The organism is Caldibacillus debilis DSM 16016 (genome assembly GCF_000383875.1).
GTDB lineage: Bacteria > Bacillota > Bacilli > Bacillales > Caldibacillaceae > Caldibacillus > Caldibacillus debilis.
The window spans coordinates 113,679-133,240 of the sequence record NZ_KB912879.1 but is presented as its reverse complement, the minus strand read 5'-3'; the positions used below and the strand labels follow the sequence as shown (position 1 = coordinate 133,240).

Here is a 19,562-nt window from a genome sequence, read left to right as displayed (position 1 = left end):
TCATTGGATTCGGAATGCGAAAGATTCGGGGGGATGGGAATGAATGAAGGGTATCAATTAAGGAAGGCGGCCTATCACCTGTGGACGTTTACCGTCAGCAAATTGATTTCTTTGACGGGAAACAGCATATATACCTTCGGGATCAGCCTTTATGTATTGAACTTGACCGGATCGGCGGCGAATTTCGCCCTCAACATGATTTGCGGCACGGTTCCGAGGGCGTTATTGTCCCCCTTTGCCGGATATATCGTCGACCGTTATTCGAAAAAGATGATCGTCATCGTCTCCCAGCTTTTGGCGGCCTTGAGCGTTTCCGGGCTTCTGCTCTTCTGCCTGTATCAGGGGTTGTCCCTGTGGGGGATTTATTTGACGACCGCCGCCCTTTCCGTTTTCATCACTTTTAACGGCCTGGCGTTCACTTCATCGATTTTGAATTTGGTCGACGAAGGAAGGGTGCAGAGGGCGACGGCCCTGAACCAGGCGGTGGTTTCCCTTTCTTCCGTCGGCGGGCCGGTAATCGCGGGGATGTTATACGGAGCCGTCTCCATGAATGTTTTCCTGCTGATCCATGCCATCTCCTATACGGTCGCCGTCCTTTTGGAGAGCACGATGGATTTTCGCCTGTTTTCGAAAGGCCAAGGGGAGGAAAAACATTCCGAAGGCATGTGGAAGGGCGTCGTTTCCGGATTGCGCTACCTAAAAAACCACGCCTCCGCCTGGCTCGTCGTTTGGACGGCGCTCGTCGTCAATTTTTTCACGCCCGCCATTCTCGTCGGGTTCCCTTTTATTCTCATCCGGCAGCTGAAAATGACGCCGGAACAGTACGGGATCATCGAAGGCACCTTTTCCGTCGGCATGCTGCTGGGTTCCCTTTATTTTACCGTGAGAAAGGAATTCCAGTATCCGCTGCTGGTCGCCCGGCGGGGATTGATCAGTTATTCCGCCATCATCTCCCTGTGTACGGCGCCCTTGTTCGTTTCGATGGATGGTTTCGCGTTGATGGCCTATTATCTTCTTTTGGCCATCCTGTACGGCATCGCGATCACGACCATCAATACGCCGGTCCTGGTCATGCTGCAGAAGTCCGTCGATGAGGCCTACCGGGGAAGGATTTTCGGGGTCGTGGAAACGATGGCCCAGGCCCTGATTCCCTTTTCCATGATGATTTACGGCCTGTTGATGGACTATGTGGGATCGGTTTGGACGATCATTCCTTCCTCCCTCTGTCTGCTTGCGGTCACCCTCTTCATGCTCGGCCCGGCAAAGATGCGGAAAATTTATCCCGGATTGTCCGGGGAACGGGATTTTGACCTGAGGGAGAATAACAAGGTTTTATAAAAAGCGGGGCGTCTTTTGAAGGATGGCCGTTTGCGGCCTGCTGCGGCCAATTCCGGCAGCGGGGGATCCGGAAATATTTTTCATCGGGGCAATTTTGCCCGACGGAACGGATCCGGCCGTGATCGGCGAATTCAGAATATTTTCCACCGGAGGGTTGCCATGAAGGTTGAATTGAGCAAATTTCGTGTGAAAGAAGGGAAATCCCACCGGGTCGATGAATGGATGGAATTGCTCAACCAGAACATGGATAAGGTGCTTCTCACCCTGAAAGATGAAAAGATGTATGTGGAGGCGATCTTTCGCGAAAAAGATGAGACGGGGGAATACCTCTATTGGTTTTCCGTACAAGGCGAAGGGGGAATCGATGTGGAAGAATCGGAGCACGAAATTGACAAAAAGCATTTGGCTTTTTGGTACGAGTGCATCGATGAGGATTATCCTTCGCCATCCATCACGACCGAGGTGGTCATGATCCCGGATCATGTCCGCAAGGCCATGAAGTGAAAGCGGCCGGATAAACCAAACGGAAGGGGCGGGGCCGCCCGCGGCCGGCATGCGGCCGCTTCCGCCGATTGCCGAGGTCGGGGCGGAAGGAAAGGATGGTTGCAGATGGTTGCCATTCCTTTCCTTCCGCCCTTTTTGTTTCCGGACGCCGGCGAACGCGGGAGCCCGGAGGAGGTCATCGGGAAGGCCGGATCGGTCGCCGGGGATGAAAATCTCGGGAACCCGAAGGAAGTTTTTGGGAAGGCCGGATCGGCCGCCGCCGAAACGGCTTTCCGGCCTTCGGTTTTTTATGCGGAAATGGAGCGGGCTGCATCAACCGGAAAATGCGATCTTGTATTTTTCCAGCCAAAGGTTTACCTGGATCAGGTAGGCCAGCAGCTGGGCTTTGGCCATCAGCTGCCCGAACCAAGGGCTGTCGTCCTCCGGCTGTTCCCGGATCAGTTTTAACACTTCCTCCTTATCGATGAAATCCAAAATGGGAGATGCGGGGTCATGGAGGATTTCTTCCAGCCGCCGCCCGACGATGCGCTCATATTCCGGATGGAAGGTTTTCGGGAAGGGGCTCTTTTTCCGCTGCAGCACTTCCCCGGGCAGGACGCCTTCCATCGCCTTCCTCAAGATCCCCTTTTCCCTCCCGCCGAGCATCTTCATTTCCCAAGGAATATTCCACACATATTGGACGAGGCGGTGGTCGCAGAAGGGGACCCGGACTTCCAAACCCGCCGCCATGCTCATCCGGTCTTTCCGGTCAAGGAGGGTCGCCATAAACCACATCATGTTGAGATAAAACAATTCCCTTCTTTTCGCTTCATCCGGTCCTTCCCCCGCGAGGCGGGGCACTTCCTTCAGCGTTTCGCCGAGGCGCCTTTTGATATAAGCCTCCGGGTCGATCAACGCCTTCGTTTCCCGGGAAAGGATCCTCGCCCGCAGCCGCTTCGAACGGATCCATGGGAAGGAATCGTCATCGGCCAATTCCGGCCGGTGGAACCAGGGATAGCCGCCGAAGATTTCGTCGGCGCATTCCCCGGACAGGGCGACGGTCGCCCTTTTTTTCACCTCCCGGCAAAACAGGAGAAGGGACGAATCGATGTCGGCCATGCCCGGCAGATCGCGGGCGATGAGGGCGTCCTCCAAGGCTTCGGCGAGGGCGGTCGTCCCGACGGTAATCCGGTGATGCTCGGTCCCGAAGGTTTCGGAGACGAGGCGGATCCACTCATTGTCCGAATCGGGCTGGAACAGGTTCGCCCGGAAAAATTTATCGTTGTCCGCATAATCGATGGAATACGTGTGCAGCCTTCCCTTTCCCGTCTCGTGAAAATGCCTGGCCGCCAAGGCGGTGATGGTGCTCGAATCGAGCCCGCCGGACAAAAAGGTGCAGACCGGCACGTCGGAAACCAGCTGCCGCTTGATGGAATCCGTGACAAGAAAGCGGACTTTTTCCACGGTTTCCGCCAAGGAATCCGTGTGCATTTCACTGGTCAGCTGCCAGTACCTCCACGTTTTGCAGCCGTCCCCGTTGAAGAGGAGACAGTGGGCGGGCTTGACTTCAAAGACGTCCTTGAATACCCCGGAGCCGGGGGTGCGGGATGGGCCCAATGAAAAGACCTCGCTCAAGCCGTCCCGGTCGATCTCCGCCTTCACCGCCGGATGGGCCAGGATCGCTTTTAATTCCGAAGCGAAGATGATTCCTCCGCCCCGCAAAGCGTAGAAAAGGGGTTTGACGCCGAAACGGTCCCTGGCCAAAAACAATTGCTTTTCTTTCCCGTCCCAAATGCCGAAGGCAAAAATCCCGTTCAAATATTCGACGCACTTCGGCCCCCATTGGACGAAGCTGACGAGTAAAACTTCCGTGTCGGAGTCCGTGGTAAACCGATGCCCCAAATTTTCCAATTCCTTTCTCAATTCCTGCGTATTGTACAATTCTCCGTTGTAAGTAATGACGTAGGCATTGTCCCCGTATCGGCGGACCATCGGCTGCTGCCCGCCCTCGGGATCGATGACGGCGAGACGCTTATGACCGAAAGCGACATGGGAATTCAGCCAAAACCCTTCTTCATCCGGCCCCCGGTTGGCCAGTGTTTCGCACATGTCTCCGATGACCACTTTTTTCCCGGACAAATCGTCCCTCAAATCGAACCAGCCTGCGATCCCGCACAAAGAAACCATCTCCTTCGCAAAGAATTTCCCCATTTATTTACTGCGGCAGCGCATCATAGAGTGGCGCCGCATCCGGGCGCAAGGTTCCCGTTTCCGTTTTCCCGAACAGTACAGTATATGGTATGGGCGAAGGCACGGGCGGGTGACACCTCGCCCGGTTTCTTCCCAATCCTTTTGGCGGAGGACGGGACGAGGAGGAGGTTGACAACATTGTTAATAATATATATATTGTGTATAGATAATATATACAATATTTACAATCGAAGGGGGTGCGGCCATGAACATCCTTCTTTCCCAAACGAGCAAAACACCGCTGTATTTGCAGATCAAAGAGCAGATCAAGGAACAGATCATGAAAGGAATATTGAAAGAAGGCGACCCCCTACCTTCGATGCGTGAGCTGGCCAAAGAACTGAGGGTCAGTGTCATTACGACCAAACGGGCTTACGAAGAATTGGAACAGGAGGGGTTTCTCGTTTCGACGGTAGGAAGAGGCACCTTCGTCGCGGGGCAACAGACCCATGTCCTGCGGGAGTGGCGGATACGGGAGCTGGAGAATCAACTGGAGAACCTCGTTAGCGAAGGAAAACGGATCGGGCTTTCCGAACAAGAATTGGTGGACATGGTCCGAATTTACTACAAGGAAGGGGGCCGTTAGCCGGAAATGGAAAACGGGAACGGACCTTTGCCGGCCGGACCGGCCGCCGGAACGCGCCGTTAACCCGAACCGGCACGAAAGGGCGCGGCAAATGCTGCGGCGGGATGGAAGCCGTCCGGGACGGGAGAGAAAGATCGATCGATTCACGCTTTCATCTGGGAAGGGGATCATGGGAATGGATGGGATCAAGGTGGAAAATGTAACGAAACAGTGGAAAGGGTTTCGCATCGAAAATTTAAATTTTACCGTGCCGCAAGGTTACATAACGGGGTTCATCGGCCCCAACGGTTCGGGAAAAAGCACCGTCATCCGGATGATCATGGGCGTGATGAAGCCGGACAAAGGGGAAATCCGGATCTTCGGCAGGCCGAATGACGACGTGAAGCTGAAACAAAAGATCGGTTTCGTCTACGACACGCTGTTTTTGTACGAAGAGTTCAACATCAAAAAGGCGAAGGCGATGATCGCCCCGCTGTATCCAGACTGGGAGGAGGAGCTGTACCAAAAATATTTGCATAAATTTGAGCTGCCCGAAGGGAAAAAGATAAAAAAATTTTCCCAGGGCATGAAAATGAAAACTTCCCTGTTGTTCGCCCTGTCCCACCGGCCCGAATTGATCATCATGGATGAACCGACATCGGGGCTCGACCCGGTTTTTCGCCGCGAACTTTTGGAAGAGCTGCAGGAATTGATGGTGAATGAACGGCAAACCGTATTCTTTTCCACACATATTACGCAAGATCTCGATCAAATCGCCGACTACATCATTTTCATGAACCGGGGGAAACTGGAATTCCAAAAAAGCATGGAAGAGATCCGGGAACAATTTTTCCTTGTGAAAGGATCGGCCGAGCAGCTGGATAGCGATCTGAAAAATCTGTTCGCCGGCTGGAAACAGACGTCCGGCGGGTTCACCGGGCTTTACGCGGGCGATCCGTCCTTCCTTGCCGGATTGGAAGATTTTCTCGTCGAACCGGCGTCGCTGGAGGACATCCTGTATTTCATGACGAGAAAGGAAAATGGCCGATGACCGCTTTGTTGAAAAAGGATTTATTCATTAATAGGAACTATTTGCTTATGATTCTATTTCTGATTCCGTATCTGTATGTGATGAATATTTCCCCCGCGGCTTCCTTTGTGGGGCTGCAGATCGGTTTGCTGATCGGTATGTTTTATTGTGACCAGCAAGCGGGGATCAACCAGTTTTTGGTCAGCCTTCCGGTCAGCAGGCGGGAAATTATCCGGGCGAGATACTTGTTTGCCGCCCTCTTTGCTTTCCTGACTTTGGCCTATTTGGTTCTGATTGACCAACTGGCCCATCGTTTTCTTCCTTATTTCGAATATCCGCCGGTTTCCGGCCGCACCGCCTTCATTTTTGTCTGTGTGTCATTGGTCATCTATGCCCTTTCGTTTCCGATTTACTTCCGATTTTCCTATATTCTCGCTCTCGTGGTGCAAGTTTTGCTCTTTATTCTGCTGCCGGGCGCCTTTTTCCTCGCCCTGAAGCTGTTGGTGAAAGGGGACGTCCCATGGCTGTTCCATGGGGCCGGACGAATTTTCGCATCATTTTCGGACCACCCGTTTCTCATCGCGGCGCCGGCGGCCTTGGCTTCGTATTTGCTCTCGCTGTTCCTTTCGCAAAGGATCTTTATGAAGAAAGATTTAAAGTAGGGGCGGACGGGAAAACGGAAAAGGGGCATCTTTTTGCCGCGCCGGGAGACGGGGACGACTTCCGCTCCGCCTCGGGCGCCGTCCGCACCGGTAGCCTATTCGGGAACGTCCGCGATTTTTACGGTTTTAGAAATTACCCATTGGAGAGGAGAACTGGCGATGGAAGTCTTATTGACCGTCGAAGGGCTGGAAAAATCGTTTAAAGACAGAAAAGTCCTTCATCATATTTCCTTCGAAGTCCGCAAGGGAGAAATCATGGCGATTTTGGGGCCGAACGGAGCGGGCAAGTCGACCACGATCCGGAACATTATGGGGATCATGTACCCGGACGCGGGAAAGATCACCTTCCACGGCTACGAAGGAAGGGGCATTCCCCGGCATAAAATCGGGTATTTGCCGGAGGAAAGGGGATTGTATAAAAACGTCAAAGTCATGGATATTTTGCTGTATCTGGCCGATTTGAAAGATTATCCGGTAAAAAAGGCAAAGGAGCGGGCCCTTGCCTATTTGAAAAAATTCGATCTGGAAGGTAAGGAACAGATGAAAATGGAAGAGCTGTCCAAGGGCATGGCCCAAAAAGTGCAGTTCATTTCTGCCATCTTGCATGAACCGGAACTGCTGATCCTGGACGAACCCTTTTCGGGGCTCGATCCGGTCAGCCAGGAACTTTTTAAGGAAGAGATCCGGAATTTGGCGAAGCAGGGGACGGCGATCCTCTTGTCTTCCCATCAAATGAACCTGGTGGAAGAAATCTGCGACCGGCTTTTCATGATCCAACGGGGGCAAAAGGTCATTTACGGCACCTTGGATGAAGTAAAGACCGAATACGCCAATTTCAAATGCACGATCCGGGGAAACAACGACGCGTCCCGGCTCGAACGGATCCCCGACGTGCAGCGGGTGGAGCAAAAGGAAGACGTTTCGGTTTTGTACTTGACGAAATCCGTGAACCCGGCCCGCTGGCTGAAAATTTGCCGGAGGATCTGGACATCCGGGAACTGGCGATGGACCGGATTTCCTTGCATGAAATCTTCTTGGATGTGGCGACGGACAGAAGGATGCTTTTGGCGGAGGAAAAGGAAAAACTGCAGGAAGCGGGTGAAATTGATGCTTAATACGATGAAAGTGGCCAGATGGGAAATCAAACGGAATTTAAAAAACAAAACCTTCGTTATCAGCCTGTTTCTGACCCCGGCGCTGATGGTGGTCTTCGGGATCTTGGGAAGCTTGTCCGGCGGCGGGGCCGAGGACGAAAAGCAGGCGATGAAAATCTACGTCAACGATGGACTGGGGGTTTTTGAAAGCTTGGAAGAAACGGCGGACCGGTATCATCTCCCCTTGCGATTGTTCCGGACGGACGTGAAGGAAGCGGACGTCGGCAAGGAACTGGCGAAAAGGGAGAAAGCGGCTTTTCTGTTCGCGGATGAGCGCGCCTTTTCGGAAGGGGTTCTGCCCCTCTATACAGGCGACGATTTTCCCGACGCAGCCATCAGCCAGATCCAGATGCTGACAGAACCGGTCAAATTTTTGCAGCTGCAAAGGCTCGGCCTGACGGAAGAACAGCTGGCCGTTGTCACAAAGCCGATTTCCGTCCAGCCCGTGCGGGCGGATGAAGGGGCGCAAAGCCCGGAAAGGAATAAGGACGGCGGCGAAGCAGCCGCCATGAAAAAAGCGGTTCCCGGGATTTTTGCGGGGGTCATCCTGCTTTGCATCATCTTTTCGGGGATGATGATCTTCCAGAGCGCCTCCCAGGAAAAGAAGGACAAAATCGCGGAGATCCTCCTTTCTTCCGTCACCCCGAACGAATTGATGCAGGGGAAAATCGTCGGCTATTTCGTATTGGGACTGATCCAGGTCGCCGTATTCATCGCCTTCGGCATTCCCTTTGTCCTGTGGAAAACGGATTTTCCCCTCTTCCGATACTTGTTTGTGCCCGAATTGCTGCTGTTCCTTTTGATCGCCGTTCTCGGCTATTTGCTCTTTGCCGCCCTCTTTGTCGGGATCGGGGCGACGATGTCGGATATTTCCACCGCCGGAAACTTCCAGGGGCTGGTGATCATGCTTCCGTTTATCCCCCTGTTCTTTATCGGGCCGGTTTCCGCGGATCCGTCCGGAACCTTGGCGCAGGTGTTAACCTATGTCCCCTTTACCTCGCCGGTGATTCTGCTGCTGCGCCTGGTTCTTTTGGACGAATGGCGCTGGATGGAGATCGTCCTGTCCCTGGCCGTCCTCGCCGCGAGCGTTTGGCTGTTCATGAAGCTCGCCGGAAAGATCTTTAAAATCGGCATCCTCCTCTACGGGAAAAACGCGACGCCGAAGGAGATTTGGAAGTGGATCCGGGCATAGTCCTCCCGAGGATTTTGCCCCGGAACCGGAAAGAAGGGGGTTCCATCCCCTTTTTTTCTTTGGAAAAAATCGGAGCGCTTCAAAGCCCGCTTGCGGATGTCCGCCCGGAAACGGTTCGTGCCGCCGGATCCGGCAATTCCGTTTCGCTTCCATAACAATATCCCCTCCTGGAAAGGCGGGGAACTTTCCCTTCATCCGCGGGCAGACCGGCAGGCACGGAAGGCGGGGGTTATGTCGTCCCGGCCGGGGCGTTCATCTTCCTTTGCGCAGGCCGGCGGATTCAGCACATTTACAGCACCGGGTCCCAACCCGCCGATCTTCTTTCTTTGCGCAGGCCGGCTTGGAGCCGCCTAGGAAGGCCCCTCCGCAATGACATCGGGCCGGAAAAGGATGCCGTCTCCCGTTGTGCCGCTCTTGGACATTTTTTCCCAATCCAGTCCAAGCCGGGAGACCCCATCCCCCGGGCGATGCGAAGCCGCTGGGCCGGGCGTTCAAGAATCCCCGCATCGGGCGTTAATGCGGGGCTGTTCTCAAAGGTTTTCCATCAGCCTTTTTAATATTCTTTGATAATCCTCCCGGTCGATGCCGGGGGCAAACTGTTCGGGAAGTTCATCCAGCTCGGGGATCGGCGCGCCTTCCGGCGTTCCGTGGATGACCCGCAACTCTTCGCCGGTTTCCGGGTTTCTTCCTTTCCAGATCTTGGCGATGTCCCGGTAATCGTCTTCCCCCCAGGTGTAAAGCACATTGTACAGTCCCCGTTCCATGAATTTTCTGGCGTAGTCAAATTTGTTATTGTCAAGGCTCGGGATCGGGAGCATCTTCCCCACATCCACTCCGGTCAACACTTCCAAGGCCTTCGCGTAGGCGATGATATGGGTGCCGCCCCGGACCAACAAATAACCGGTCAGCTCCCGGGCAACCGGATTGTCGGTCATTTCATACACCCGCATTTTATGGGTTCTCGCCCCGATTTCCAACAAAAAGTTATGGAGCAGGTCCGCCGCCAAATTTCCCGTATTGGTCACGAATTCGCCGTTCCACGGCCTCCCCATCGAATCCCCGGGATAGGCGGTTTGGGCGGTGGAAACGAAATGCAAGGCATACCTGGCGTCCTTTCCGTTTTGCAGCGGGGTGACATCCGGGTCGCCGGGGAACGTGTTTCCCCGGGACAGCAGATTGATCGTATAGGAGACGAGTTCCACATGGCCGAACTCTTCCGCCGTAATGCTGGCAATCAAATCATAGAAAGGCCTGAATTTTTTTTTGCCCCGAAAATTAAAGGATTGGAACATGTAATTGTTTAATGTCGACATCTCCCCGTATTTTCCGCCGAGCAGATCCTGGACGGCCGCCGCGGCATTCATATCCCCGTGTTCCGGAACGGGCAGCTCGATCAGCAATTTGTTAATCCGATGCATCATCGCGAAATCCCCCCAATGGTTGTTGTTTCCTTAAGACGGTTGCAGCGGGCCCGGGACGACCCAAATAATCTGTTGCGTCCGGATATGAAAGGGGTTTCCTGCCATATCGACGACGAGAAAATCGGGCATGACCTGGTCTAATACGCCGCGGACCGATCCCCGGATCGTTTGCACGACGACCGTTTTTCCTGCCAGATTTTGCAGAGCCTGATAAAAATACGGATCCTGCAAATGCCAAACCTGATCCATTCGCTTCACTCCTCCGTCTGTTTTTCTCTTTTTCAATATATGAGGAAGAGGCCCAATGGGTGAATGGCCATCTTTCCGGGCGGAAAAGGGAAAAGAAAAAGGAGGTGTGCCGCAAGCATCAGGCACTCCCTCCTTGATATAAGTAAAATACATGTGGACGAACACTCTCATTAGGCGTGTGATCGGTCGGGGATCCCCAAATGAGGGGACCACCGGGTAAAAGCGCGGCAGGAAAGGAAGCAAATCCAGTGAAAAACAGGGCTGAGTTGAGTAAAATTTTTCCGGGCAAAATTGGGCGTTTTCAATAAGTAAGTGATCAAAGATCACTCGAACCAGGCATTAGCGCGGCGGGAAAAGAAGAAGATAAGGAAAAAGGGGGCTGCTCCTTGGCAGATTAATGAGACAACTGAAGGAGCAGAAGCCATGGAATAGCAAGAATACCCCGATTTCAAACAGATTAAATGGGGTGTTTGGAGGAAATTTTTTGAACCGCATGAAAAGAATCAGGCTTTCGCCGCATCTTGCATCCTTTTCCATTTTTTGAAAATCGTTAGGTGCATTGATGTTAGACAAACGGCAGCGGATGTTGGACACCGGGAACGATGATGGACATTTTTTGCCCGATGATGGACGTTTTTTCCCGGATGATGGACATTTTTTCTTTGATGTCGGACAAATTTTTTTCCATGTTGGACATTAATTTTGAAATGATGAACAAATAGTTGAAAATGTTGGACAGTCCCATGCGGTGTTGGACGATTTTTTAAAGATGTTGGACGTTAAGGTGGATATGTTGGACAGTCCGCCCGGAAAGGCGAAAGGAATGTTGAACGTTTTACTCAAGATGTTGGACAAAAAGGATCTTTGCTTGAACGTTCGGCAAAAAATGTTGGACATTGTGCCTGGGATGTTGAACCATCCGGGGACGAAGAAAATGAAAATGTTGGACATTCTGGCCAGAGAATGGATGACTGTCGAATATTTCTTCTCTATGTTGAACAATAAACCTCCCATGTTGGACAGATGACCATCCAAGTTGGACAATAAATCTTCCATGATGATCCATGACCATCCAACCGGAAGTACCAGGTCCGAGAACATAAAAAAAAGACTGCAACCGCAGCCGTATCAAGTTTTTCACGCATCTTTTCAATTAAGTAACTAGGTAACTCTTTACATATTCCCGTTTTCGATAACCGCTTGAGCAATTGCAATTTGAAGGTTTTGTCAGTTGGCATTTTAGATTCTAAATTGTTTATTTTACGAATTTCATTTTGATATTCATGAACATTGGGGGTCCCTTTATTCTTTCATTGAATTTATTAATGCTTCCTCTGACTTCTTGTTCATTCAGCCGGTGAGCGATCACCCAATCCCAAAAGATAAATTTTTCTTGGTCCGCGAGAACATCCCGCAACAGGTCTATATTATATTCGAGCTTCGCTACTTTTTGTTCGAATGTTTCCTGGCGGTCAGTCAAATGAATACCCCATTTAGAATACATCGATACGTTTGCGATTGTTCTTGCCGTTGAAAGCGGCACACCTGCATCAGACAAATGCGCCGGCAATTTTTGCGGATATATGGGCGGACTACTTTCACTTGCCGGCGGCCGTCCCCCGCGCTCGGCCATTCGGGAAATGCGTTCCGATCCGGCGTCCGGATGGCGTCCAGCACCCGTTCCCCATGCAGGTTCTTTCCGGGTCCGAAAATCCCGTGAAGATAACGGCATTCATGGTACATATCCTATCGGTCGATGACGGAGTACCGGGGGAGGGTTCAGTTTCTTTTCATCAAACGAAGGAAACTTTGGAAAAAGGCGAACCAATTTTTCCTTTCCCCAAAGTAACTTTGGAAAAGGCGCAAAAACAAAGGATAGGTTCCTTTGTACGGGTACCATTGCACCTCCCGCTTGAGACGGCCCCGGTCGATGACGAGGGCTTTTTCGTGGCAGAAAATCCGCAGCCCGTCCTTTCCGTGGTAGCGTCCGATGCCGCTGTTTTTGGCGCCGCCGAAGGGCAAATGGGGATTGGCGACGGAGATGACCGCGTCATTGATGACGACGGCGCCGGATACGAGTTTTGCCGCCACCCGCCGCGCTCTTTCCAAATCATTAGACCAGACGCTGGCGTTTAGGCCGTATTCCGTATCGTTGGCGAGTTTTACGGCTTCCTCTTCCGTTTCAAAGGGAACGACGGGCAAAACGGGACCGAAGGTCTCTTCCTTCATGATCTTTGCATCCAACGGCACATTGGTCATTACCATCGGTTTTACAAAGAGGGAATCCTCTGTCCACCGGTCCGGATGTTCCCCCGTCTCCAATTTTGCCCCCCTCGCCAAGGCATCCAGCACATGCTCCCGAACGATTTCCTTCTGGCCGGGGAAGGTCATCGACCCGATATCCGCATCTTCGCCTTGGCCGAGGACGAGAGATCGGGTTTCCTCTTTTAATCGTTCGACGAATTCGAGGTAAACGGATTTTTCCACGAAGATCCGTTCCGCGCTCATGCACACTTGCCCGCAGTTGGTGAATGCGGCCCAAACCGCCCCTTTGGCGGCCCGTTCGAGGTTGGCGTCCGCAAAAACAATGAACGGATCCTTGCCGCCCAGTTCCAAGGTCGTCGGGATCAGATGCTCGGCCGCCGCCTTCTGGATGATCTTTCCCGTCTTGACCGATCCGGTGAAGAAAATGTAGTCCGGTTTTCCGTTTACGAAGGCGCTGCCCACTTTTTTTCCGCCGTGGGCCACCTGCAGGACGTGTTCCGGAAAACCGGCTCTTTGAAACAGCGATTCGATCAGTTTGCCGACGAGGGGCGTCACCTCCGACGGTTTTAAGATGACCGTGTTTCCGCCGGCCAGCGCGCTGACGGCGGGAACCATGGCCAATTGCAGCGGATAATTCCACGGGGAAATGACAAGAACCACCCCCCGGGGCATATATTCCACGTAGGATGTTTTCCCGAACAAAAGGAGGGGGGTCTTCACTTTTTGCGGACTTAAGGATTTTTTCGCGTGTTTCAAAACGAATTCGATGCTTTCGATGGTCGGCATCACATCGGACACCAGGGCGTCCGTCGGCACTTTCCCCGTGTCCAGGGAGACGGTTTTTGCGATCTCGTCCATGGCCTCGGCCATCACCTTTTTCAACCGCAGGAAATAGCCGAGCCTTTCATCGAGGGACAGGCCGCTCCAGCGGGAAAAGGCGCGCCGGCTTTTTTCGTAGAAGGTTTGGACCTTTCCGATGTCCGTTTCTTCAATCTCTTCGATTCTTTCCCCCGTCGCGGGATTGACGGCAACCAAAACCAATTTTTCCACCTCCTGAAATAAAATAATCGGAAGGGCTTTTCCGGGACGGAACCGGGTCCGCCAGGCGGCAGACGGCGGGGAACGCGGCACCGCCTTCTTGCGCCGGCAAGCCCCATTTTTGGAACACGGCCTGTCTTCCCGTCCGCCCGGGGATTTCGCGGCAACTCCGGCATAAAAACGAAGGCCGGTCAGCGGATGTTCAGCTGATATTGCTCGTTATTTTTGTTTTCCAAATAGAATTTTACCATGGCAGGGATCTGTGTTTTCAGATCCGGGCATCGGATCCCGGTTTCTCCCAGATCTTTTTGCGCCTGGGACGAATCGAAGTTTCCCATCCAGGTGAAATAATCGGTCACTTCCTTTTCCGTCATAAACCATCGGCGGATCAAAGGAACGGATAAGGCCGCCCGCAGGACGGGGAGGGGAATGCGGCCCTTCGGGGTTTTCCCGAGCATCTCTTTCAAGATCATGGCATATACTTCCCGGACTTTGTACGGGCGCGGGTCGGTCAAATGGTACGTTTTTCCTTCCCCGGTCTTCGCGTGGCTTAGGTAGAGAACGGCATCGACGATAAAGTCGACCGGGACGAGATTGACGACGGCCTCCGTATTCCCGATGCCGGGAAAAATGGGCAGGAAGCGGAGCCGGTCGATCAAATTCAAAATAAAATAAGGCCCGTCAAATTTTGAGGTTTCCCCGGTTTGGGAATGGCCTTTGACGATGCCCGGCCGGATGATCGTCAGCGGCACTTCCCGTTTTAGGGCGTCCACCAGGACTTCCGCCTCGTATTTCGTTTCTTCGTAGTAATTTTTGAAGGAAGGAGGCCGGACCAGTTCGTGCTCGTAAAGCACGCCTTCCCTTTTCCCGGCGACGTAGGCGGTGCTGAAATAAACATAGCGCCGCAAGCTTTTAAGCCCGCGCACCCAGTCGTTGACATTTCTCGTCCCTTCCACGTTGACTTTGTAGGCGATATCCTTCGGGACCGCCAAGTCATAGATCGCCGCCAGGTGAAAGACGTGGGTAACGGTTTCCGCCAATTTTTCTTGCACGTCCGGATCGATGCCCAAACCCTTCCTTGTAATATCGCCCGTAATCACGAGGAATTTTTCTCCAGGAAACCCTGTCATTTTCAGGAGATTTTGCCGCTGTGATTCCGCCTTTTCCGTCATCTCGGGCAAAACCAGGGCATAAATCGCTTCGGGCGCCTCTTTCCTTTCCAGCAATTTGGCGAGCAGCTGGTTGGAAATAAAGCCCGGAAAGCCGGTGAAAAAGTAGACGTTTCCCATCTCCATCCCCCTTTCCTGTTTGCAACCGTTTTCTAAAAAATCCGTCTGATATATACATATACGACCGGGAACGAATGATCAAGTATTTTGGAAAAATTATTATTATTTTTATTTTAACTTCAAATCCGCCGTTTCCTGTTTATAAAAAATTTTCAATAAATATGGAGGATTTTGGAAGAAACAATCGCATGATATATTGAAAAATGTGAATGAATGGATCGCTTGGAAATTGATGTGGAGAAAGGGCTTTTCTTAGTCTTGGCAATGGTCAATCCATAAGGATGCAATTTGTTGTCAACGGCTGCAAAATTAGGATTTTCAATCGACGATCTTCAATGCACGACCGAAAAGGCGGATGGACAAGAGGTGCATTCACCTCCGGCCGATCATAAGCCGATCGCCATTAACGGTACCGCGTTTGGAGTGGCCTTCATTTTTTAATCAGGTGGGGCTCCCATGGCGGAAAAGTCTGCCGGAGCAATCTGCCGAAGGAGGCAAAGATAAAGAAAAAAGAATTCGTCCAACCGTTATTATTGATCCTATTGATCGCGGTTTTAATTTACATGAGTTAAATAGACTTTTGATTTATTATTTTGATATTATACCCAGTCGAATGTAGCTGATTAACATGTTCCTATCAATAGTTATTTTTTGCGGAAAAAAAGGGGGCGTTGCCCCCGTTTCTTTTTCAATCAGCCCTTCGCCGTCGCCGGTGGATCGCCCCGGGTTTCAACCTTCTTCCGGTTTCCTTCGGATATCTTGGCGGCGGGCGGTTTCCGGCTCTTCGTTTTCCTTTGCGGGAACCAACTTTGCCCGGACATTCATAAGGGTGCCCGGTTTGGTTTCTTGTCCCGTTTCCGCCGGGAGCTTCATTTTACAAAACTTGCTGTCCGTTTGAGGGCATGCCCGCCGGCAGTTATATTCGTCAGAGTCGGTAGCCTCCCAAAAGGAATTGGCGGTGTCATCATGCCCTCCGGCAGTTATGTTCGTCAAAGGCCGTCATTTTGAACGAAACTCGGCTTCCGGCCCGCCGGTGGCAACGGGATCTCGGGTTTCCCGAAAGAAAAGACCCTTCTTCCGAAAAGGGCGAAAATAGGGAAATGCCGCCTTCCCGGACGGCCGGGGAAAACGCCAAAAAAATGCGCCTTCACGCGCAATCAAAGGACGCGAAGGCGGGCGCTGTTCAAAATTTTTTCGGCGTTTTTCACCCGTTCTTCCGAAGGCGGCTCCGTATGTTCCAGCGTGTAGGGGATGCCCAACGTTTTCCATTTGTAGACGCCCAATTTATGGTAGGGGAGAACTTCAATTTTTTCGATATTCGTGAGCGTCCGCAAAAACCGGGCCAAACGTTTCAAATCGGGATCGAAGTCGGTCAAACCGGGAACGAGCACGTGCCGGATCCAGACCGGGATTTTTTTGTCGGAAAGGTATTTGGCGAAATCCAAAATATGGTCGTTGTTCATGCCCGTGATATTTTTATGCTTTTCACGGTCGATATGTTTGATATCCAACAAGATTAAATCGGTGTATTTTAAAAGTTCCTCCAGTTTTTTGAGGAAAGATTCCCGCCTGGAAAAACAGCTTCCGGCGGTGTCGATGGAGGTATGAATATGGAGCTTCTTGCATTCTTTGAACAGTTCCGTCAAAAACTCGATTTGCAGCAGCGGTTCGCCGCCGCTCACGGTAATCCCGCCGCCGGAGGATTCGATGAAGGGGAGATAGTCCTTCACCTCGCGGATGATCTCTTCGACGGTGATTTCCTTTCCGCCGTTCATTTTCCATGTATCCGGGTTGTGGCAATACCGGCAGCGAAGGGGACAGCCCTGGGTAAAAACGACGTACCGGATGCCCGGACCGTCAACGGTTCCGAAAGATTCGGTGGAATGGATTCGCCCGGTTACCATCAAGATCACTCCAATAAATGAAATTGGGGGAAGAAGCACCGGCGTTTTGGGGGGAGAGATTCGAGGGCGCCGGTGCTCTTCCGGGAACGGGCCCGATTTTTCGGATCGGGAACCGGTTGCCCGGCTTCCGGTTCATCGGTGTCCCTTGTTTTGCATAGCCATCGGTTTTTGGACGTCCGGCGGCGTCAATCCGGATTCTTGCCGCCCGAATCACATGCTTTGGTGGAACGTCCGGTTGATCACATCGATTTGTTGTTCCCTGGTGAGTTTGATGAAGTTGACGGCATAACCGGATACCCGGATCGTCAGCTGCGGATATTTTTCCGGATGATCCATCGCATCGAGCAGGGTTTCCCGGTTTAGGACGTTGATGTTCAAATGATGTCCCCGTTTGGTCATATAGCCGTCCAGCATCGACACCAGGTTTTGGATGCGGGTTTCTTCATCGCGGCCCAACGCCTTCGGCACGACCGTGAAGGTGTTGGAGATCCCGTCGAGAGAATATTCATAGGGCAATTTGGAAACGGAGCTGAGGGATGCGAGCGCCCCTTTCGTATCCCGTCCATGCATCGGGTTGGCGCCGGGTGCGAAGGGTTGGCCCGCCTTCCGGCCGTCCGGAGTGCTTCCGGTCTTTTTCCCGTACACGACGTTGGATGTGATGGTCAAAATCGATTGGGTCGGGATGGAATTGCGGTAGGTTTTATGTTTTTTCAGTTTGTTCATGAAGTTTTTCACCAATTCGACCGCAATTTGGTCGACCCGGTCATCGTTGTTCCCGTATTTCGGGAAGTCCCCTTCCACTTCGTAATCGACGGCGATGCCGTTTTCATCGCGGATCGTCCTGACTTTCGCATATTTGATCGCGCTCAACGAGTCGGCGACGACGGACAGTCCGGCGACGCCGCAGGCCATCGTCCGGATCACATCCCGGTCGTGGAGGGCCATTTCCAGACGTTCATAGCAATATTTGTCATGCATGTAATGGATGACGTTCAAGGTGTTGATGTACAAACCCGCCAGCCAATCGAGCATCCGGTCGTATTTTTCCATCACTTCGTCGTAGTCGAGATATTCGGAAGTGATCGGCGAGTAGGCGGGACCGACTTGAACCTTCAGTTTTTCGTCGACGCCGCCGTTGATGGCGTACAGCAGGGCTTTGGCCAGGTTGGCGCGGGCGCCGAAGAATTGCATTTGCTTGCCGATGCGCATCGCCGAGACGCAGCAGGCAATGCCGTAATCATCGCCGTAAATTTCCCGCATCATGTCGTCGTTTTCATATTGGATGGCGCTCGTCTTCATCGACATTTTTGCGCAATACCGTTTGAAGTTTTCCGGCAATTTGACGGACCAGAGCACCGTCAAGTTCGGTTCCGGAGCCGGACCCAGGTTGTCCAGCGTGTGCAAAATGCGGAAGGAGTTTTTCGTCACGAGCGGACGTCCGTCGAGGGCGACGCCGCCGATCGCTTCCGTGACCCAAGTCGGGTCGCCGCTGAACAATTCGTTATATTCCGGCGTTCTGGCGAATTTGACCAGGCGCAGCTTCATCACAAAGTGGTCCATCAATTCTTGGGCTTCTTTTTCCGTCAATATGCCCCTTTGCAAGTCCCGTTCAATGTAAATATCGAGGAAGGTGGAAACCCGTCCCAGGCTCATGGCCGCTCCGTTTTGTTCCTTGATGGCGGCAAGGTAGGCGAAGTAGAGCCATTGGATCGCTTCCCGGGCGTTCGTGGCCGGTTTGGAGATGTCGAATCCGTAAGATTTGGCCATCTCTTTCAATTCCTGCAGCGCTTTGATTTGTTCCGCATGTTCTTCCCGGTCGCGGATGACGTCGTCGGTCATGACCCCGTCGCCGCCGATTAACGCCATATCCTTTTGTTTTTGTTCAATCAGGAAATCGACGCCGTACAAGGGAACCCTCCGGTAGTCGCCGATGATTCTTCCGCGGCCGTAGGCATCCGGAAGACCGGTGATGATCCCCGCCTTTCTCGCCAGCCGCATTTCCGGCGTGTAGACGTCGAATACCCCTTGGTTGTGGGTTTTGCGGTATTCGGTGAAAATATGCTTCACTTCGTCGTCGACTTTGTAGCCGTAGCTTTCCGCCGCCTGCACGGCCATGCGGATGCCGCCGAAGGGCATCAAGGCCCGTTTAAACGGTTTGTCCGTTTGGAATCCGACGATTTTTTCCAGATCCTTGTTCAAATAGCCGGGCCCGTGGGAAGTGATGGTGGAAACGATCTTGGTATCCATGTCGAGGACGCCGCCGGCTTCCCGTTCTTTCTTCGACAGCTCCATGACTTGGTCCCACAATTTTTTCGTCGCTTCCGTCGGCCCTTCCAGGAAACTTTCGTCCCCTTCGTACAAGGTGTAGTTTTTCAGGATGAAGTCGCGGACGTCAATTTCCTCTTGCCATTTTCCGCCCTTAAAACCTTCCCAGGCATTCATTTTTTCATCCTCCTTAAATTATGTTCAATAGTGAGCATATTCGTTTAAAAAAATTTTGCTCAATATTGAACAATCTTTTTCTACCTTTATTATAGTACGATTTGATTGGTAAAGGAATATCTGTTTCATAAAAATTCACTTATCTGTCAAATTTGAAGAAACCCTTGTTTATAAAGGTTTTATCCTGTTATTTTTTATCTGTTATATATATAACTTCGTAACTGTTATTAAACAGTTGCGGACGGTGGCCGGCGGCTTCCTTACCTTTGCGGGCCCCGAA

General features: G+C 52.2%; 15 protein-coding genes. 6 read left to right on the top strand and 9 right to left on the bottom strand.

Annotation, left to right across the window (positions count from 1 at the left end):
• The first annotated feature begins 39 nt into the window (after positions 1 to 39).
• Positions 40 to 1,338 (top strand): MFS transporter, encoded by a 1,299-nt coding sequence (locus tag A3EQ_RS0100910; RefSeq protein ID WP_040369012.1) that lies wholly within the window; start codon positions 40 to 42, stop codon positions 1,336 to 1,338.
• 159 nt (positions 1,339 to 1,497) lie between these two features.
• Positions 1,498 to 1,842: a DUF6176 family protein gene (locus A3EQ_RS0100900; protein ID WP_020153305.1), complete on the top strand. Its 345-nt coding sequence runs from the start codon at positions 1,498 to 1,500 to the stop codon at positions 1,840 to 1,842.
• A gap of 312 nt (positions 1,843 to 2,154) precedes the next feature.
• Here A3EQ_RS0100900 and asnB read toward each other — a convergent pair whose 3' ends face one another.
• The gene (asnB, locus tag A3EQ_RS0100895; RefSeq protein ID WP_026499630.1) at positions 2,155 to 3,999 is read right to left on the bottom strand and encodes an asparagine synthase (glutamine-hydrolyzing); all 1,845 of its coding nucleotides are present in this window, start codon (positions 3,997 to 3,999) and stop codon (positions 2,155 to 2,157) included.
• 277 nt (positions 4,000 to 4,276) lie between these two features.
• Between asnB and A3EQ_RS0100890 the strand changes: the two genes are divergently transcribed.
• The 4 genes from A3EQ_RS0100890 to A3EQ_RS23185 all read left to right on the top strand — a co-directional run bounded on the left by A3EQ_RS0100890 (position 4,277) and on the right by A3EQ_RS23185 (position 8,674).
• The gene (locus tag A3EQ_RS0100890; protein ID WP_020153302.1) at positions 4,277 to 4,657 is read left to right on the top strand and encodes a GntR family transcriptional regulator; all 381 of its coding nucleotides are present in this window, start codon (positions 4,277 to 4,279) and stop codon (positions 4,655 to 4,657) included.
• Between the two features lie 175 nt (positions 4,658 to 4,832).
• A complete protein-coding gene (locus A3EQ_RS0100885; protein WP_026499629.1) occupies positions 4,833 to 5,687 on the top strand; it encodes an ABC transporter ATP-binding protein in 855 nt (284 codons plus the stop codon).
• Complete coding sequence (locus A3EQ_RS0100880) at positions 5,684 to 6,328, top strand: ABC-2 transporter permease (RefSeq protein WP_020153300.1); 645 nt, start codon at positions 5,684 to 5,686, stop codon at positions 6,326 to 6,328. Before A3EQ_RS0100885 ends, A3EQ_RS0100880 begins: the two co-directional genes overlap by 4 nt.
• 159 nt (positions 6,329 to 6,487) lie before the next feature.
• Complete coding sequence (locus tag A3EQ_RS23185) at positions 6,488 to 8,674, top strand: ABC transporter permease (protein WP_407637021.1); 2,187 nt, start codon at positions 6,488 to 6,490, stop codon at positions 8,672 to 8,674.
• Positions 8,675 to 9,204: 530 nt separating this feature from the next.
• Here the strand turns inward: A3EQ_RS23185 and A3EQ_RS0100860 are convergent.
• The 8 genes from A3EQ_RS0100860 to pflB all read right to left on the bottom strand — a co-directional run bounded on the left by A3EQ_RS0100860 (position 9,205) and on the right by pflB (position 19,282).
• Positions 9,205 to 10,095 (bottom strand): manganese catalase family protein, encoded by an 891-nt coding sequence (locus tag A3EQ_RS0100860; RefSeq protein WP_020153298.1) that lies wholly within the window; start codon positions 10,093 to 10,095, stop codon positions 9,205 to 9,207.
• A gap of 30 nt (positions 10,096 to 10,125) precedes the next feature.
• A complete protein-coding gene (locus tag A3EQ_RS0100855; protein ID WP_020153297.1) occupies positions 10,126 to 10,344 on the bottom strand; it encodes a YuzF family protein in 219 nt (72 codons plus the stop codon).
• A gap of 565 nt (positions 10,345 to 10,909) precedes the next feature.
• The gene (locus tag A3EQ_RS0100845; protein WP_020153296.1) at positions 10,910 to 11,089 is read right to left on the bottom strand and encodes a hypothetical protein; all 180 of its coding nucleotides are present in this window, start codon (positions 11,087 to 11,089) and stop codon (positions 10,910 to 10,912) included.
• Between the two features lie 510 nt (positions 11,090 to 11,599).
• Positions 11,600 to 12,076: a hypothetical protein gene (locus tag A3EQ_RS22355; RefSeq protein WP_154652787.1), complete on the bottom strand. Its 477-nt coding sequence runs from the start codon at positions 12,074 to 12,076 to the stop codon at positions 11,600 to 11,602.
• Between the two features lie 47 nt (positions 12,077 to 12,123).
• Complete coding sequence (locus A3EQ_RS0100825) at positions 12,124 to 13,650, bottom strand: aldehyde dehydrogenase family protein (RefSeq protein ID WP_040369005.1); 1,527 nt, start codon at positions 13,648 to 13,650, stop codon at positions 12,124 to 12,126.
• Positions 13,651 to 13,838: 188 nt separating this feature from the next.
• A complete protein-coding gene (locus tag A3EQ_RS0100820) occupies positions 13,839 to 14,936 on the bottom strand; it encodes an SDR family oxidoreductase (protein WP_020153291.1) in 1,098 nt (365 codons plus the stop codon).
• Between the two features lie 1,157 nt (positions 14,937 to 16,093).
• Positions 16,094 to 16,840: a pyruvate formate-lyase-activating protein gene (gene pflA / locus A3EQ_RS0100800; protein ID WP_020153287.1), complete on the bottom strand. Its 747-nt coding sequence runs from the start codon at positions 16,838 to 16,840 to the stop codon at positions 16,094 to 16,096.
• Positions 16,841 to 17,050: 210 nt separating this feature from the next.
• Entirely contained in the window at positions 17,051 to 19,282 is a 2,232-nt protein-coding gene (gene pflB / locus A3EQ_RS0100795) for a formate C-acetyltransferase (RefSeq protein ID WP_020153286.1), read from the bottom strand.
• Positions 19,283 to 19,562 lie beyond the last annotated feature (280 nt).

Coding starts and splice junctions, on each gene's coding strand:
- A3EQ_RS0100890 (WP_020153302.1), top strand. CDS start 4,277: ATGAACATCCTTCTTTCCCAAACGAGCAAAACACCGCTGTATTTGCAG.
- A3EQ_RS0100820 (WP_020153291.1), bottom strand. CDS start 14,936: ATGGGAAACGTCTACTTTTTCACCGGCTTTCCGGGCTTTATTTCCAAC.
- A3EQ_RS0100900 (WP_020153305.1), top strand. CDS start 1,498: ATGAAGGTTGAATTGAGCAAATTTCGTGTGAAAGAAGGGAAATCCCAC.
- pflA (WP_020153287.1), bottom strand. CDS start 16,840: ATGGTAACCGGGCGAATCCATTCCACCGAATCTTTCGGAACCGTTGAC.
- A3EQ_RS0100885 (WP_026499629.1), top strand. CDS start 4,833: ATGGATGGGATCAAGGTGGAAAATGTAACGAAACAGTGGAAAGGGTTT.
- A3EQ_RS0100855 (WP_020153297.1), bottom strand. CDS start 10,344: ATGGATCAGGTTTGGCATTTGCAGGATCCGTATTTTTATCAGGCTCTG.
- A3EQ_RS0100880 (WP_020153300.1), top strand. CDS start 5,684: ATGACCGCTTTGTTGAAAAAGGATTTATTCATTAATAGGAACTATTTG.
- A3EQ_RS23185 (WP_407637021.1), top strand. CDS start 6,488: ATGGAAGTCTTATTGACCGTCGAAGGGCTGGAAAAATCGTTTAAAGAC.
- A3EQ_RS0100845 (WP_020153296.1), bottom strand. CDS start 11,089: ATGGGACTGTCCAACATTTTCAACTATTTGTTCATCATTTCAAAATTA.
- A3EQ_RS0100860 (WP_020153298.1), bottom strand. CDS start 10,095: ATGATGCATCGGATTAACAAATTGCTGATCGAGCTGCCCGTTCCGGAA.
- A3EQ_RS22355 (WP_154652787.1), bottom strand. CDS start 12,076: ATGCCGTTATCTTCACGGGATTTTCGGACCCGGAAAGAACCTGCATGG.
- A3EQ_RS0100910 (WP_040369012.1), top strand. CDS start 40: ATGAATGAAGGGTATCAATTAAGGAAGGCGGCCTATCACCTGTGGACG.
- pflB (WP_020153286.1), bottom strand. CDS start 19,282: ATGAATGCCTGGGAAGGTTTTAAGGGCGGAAAATGGCAAGAGGAAATT.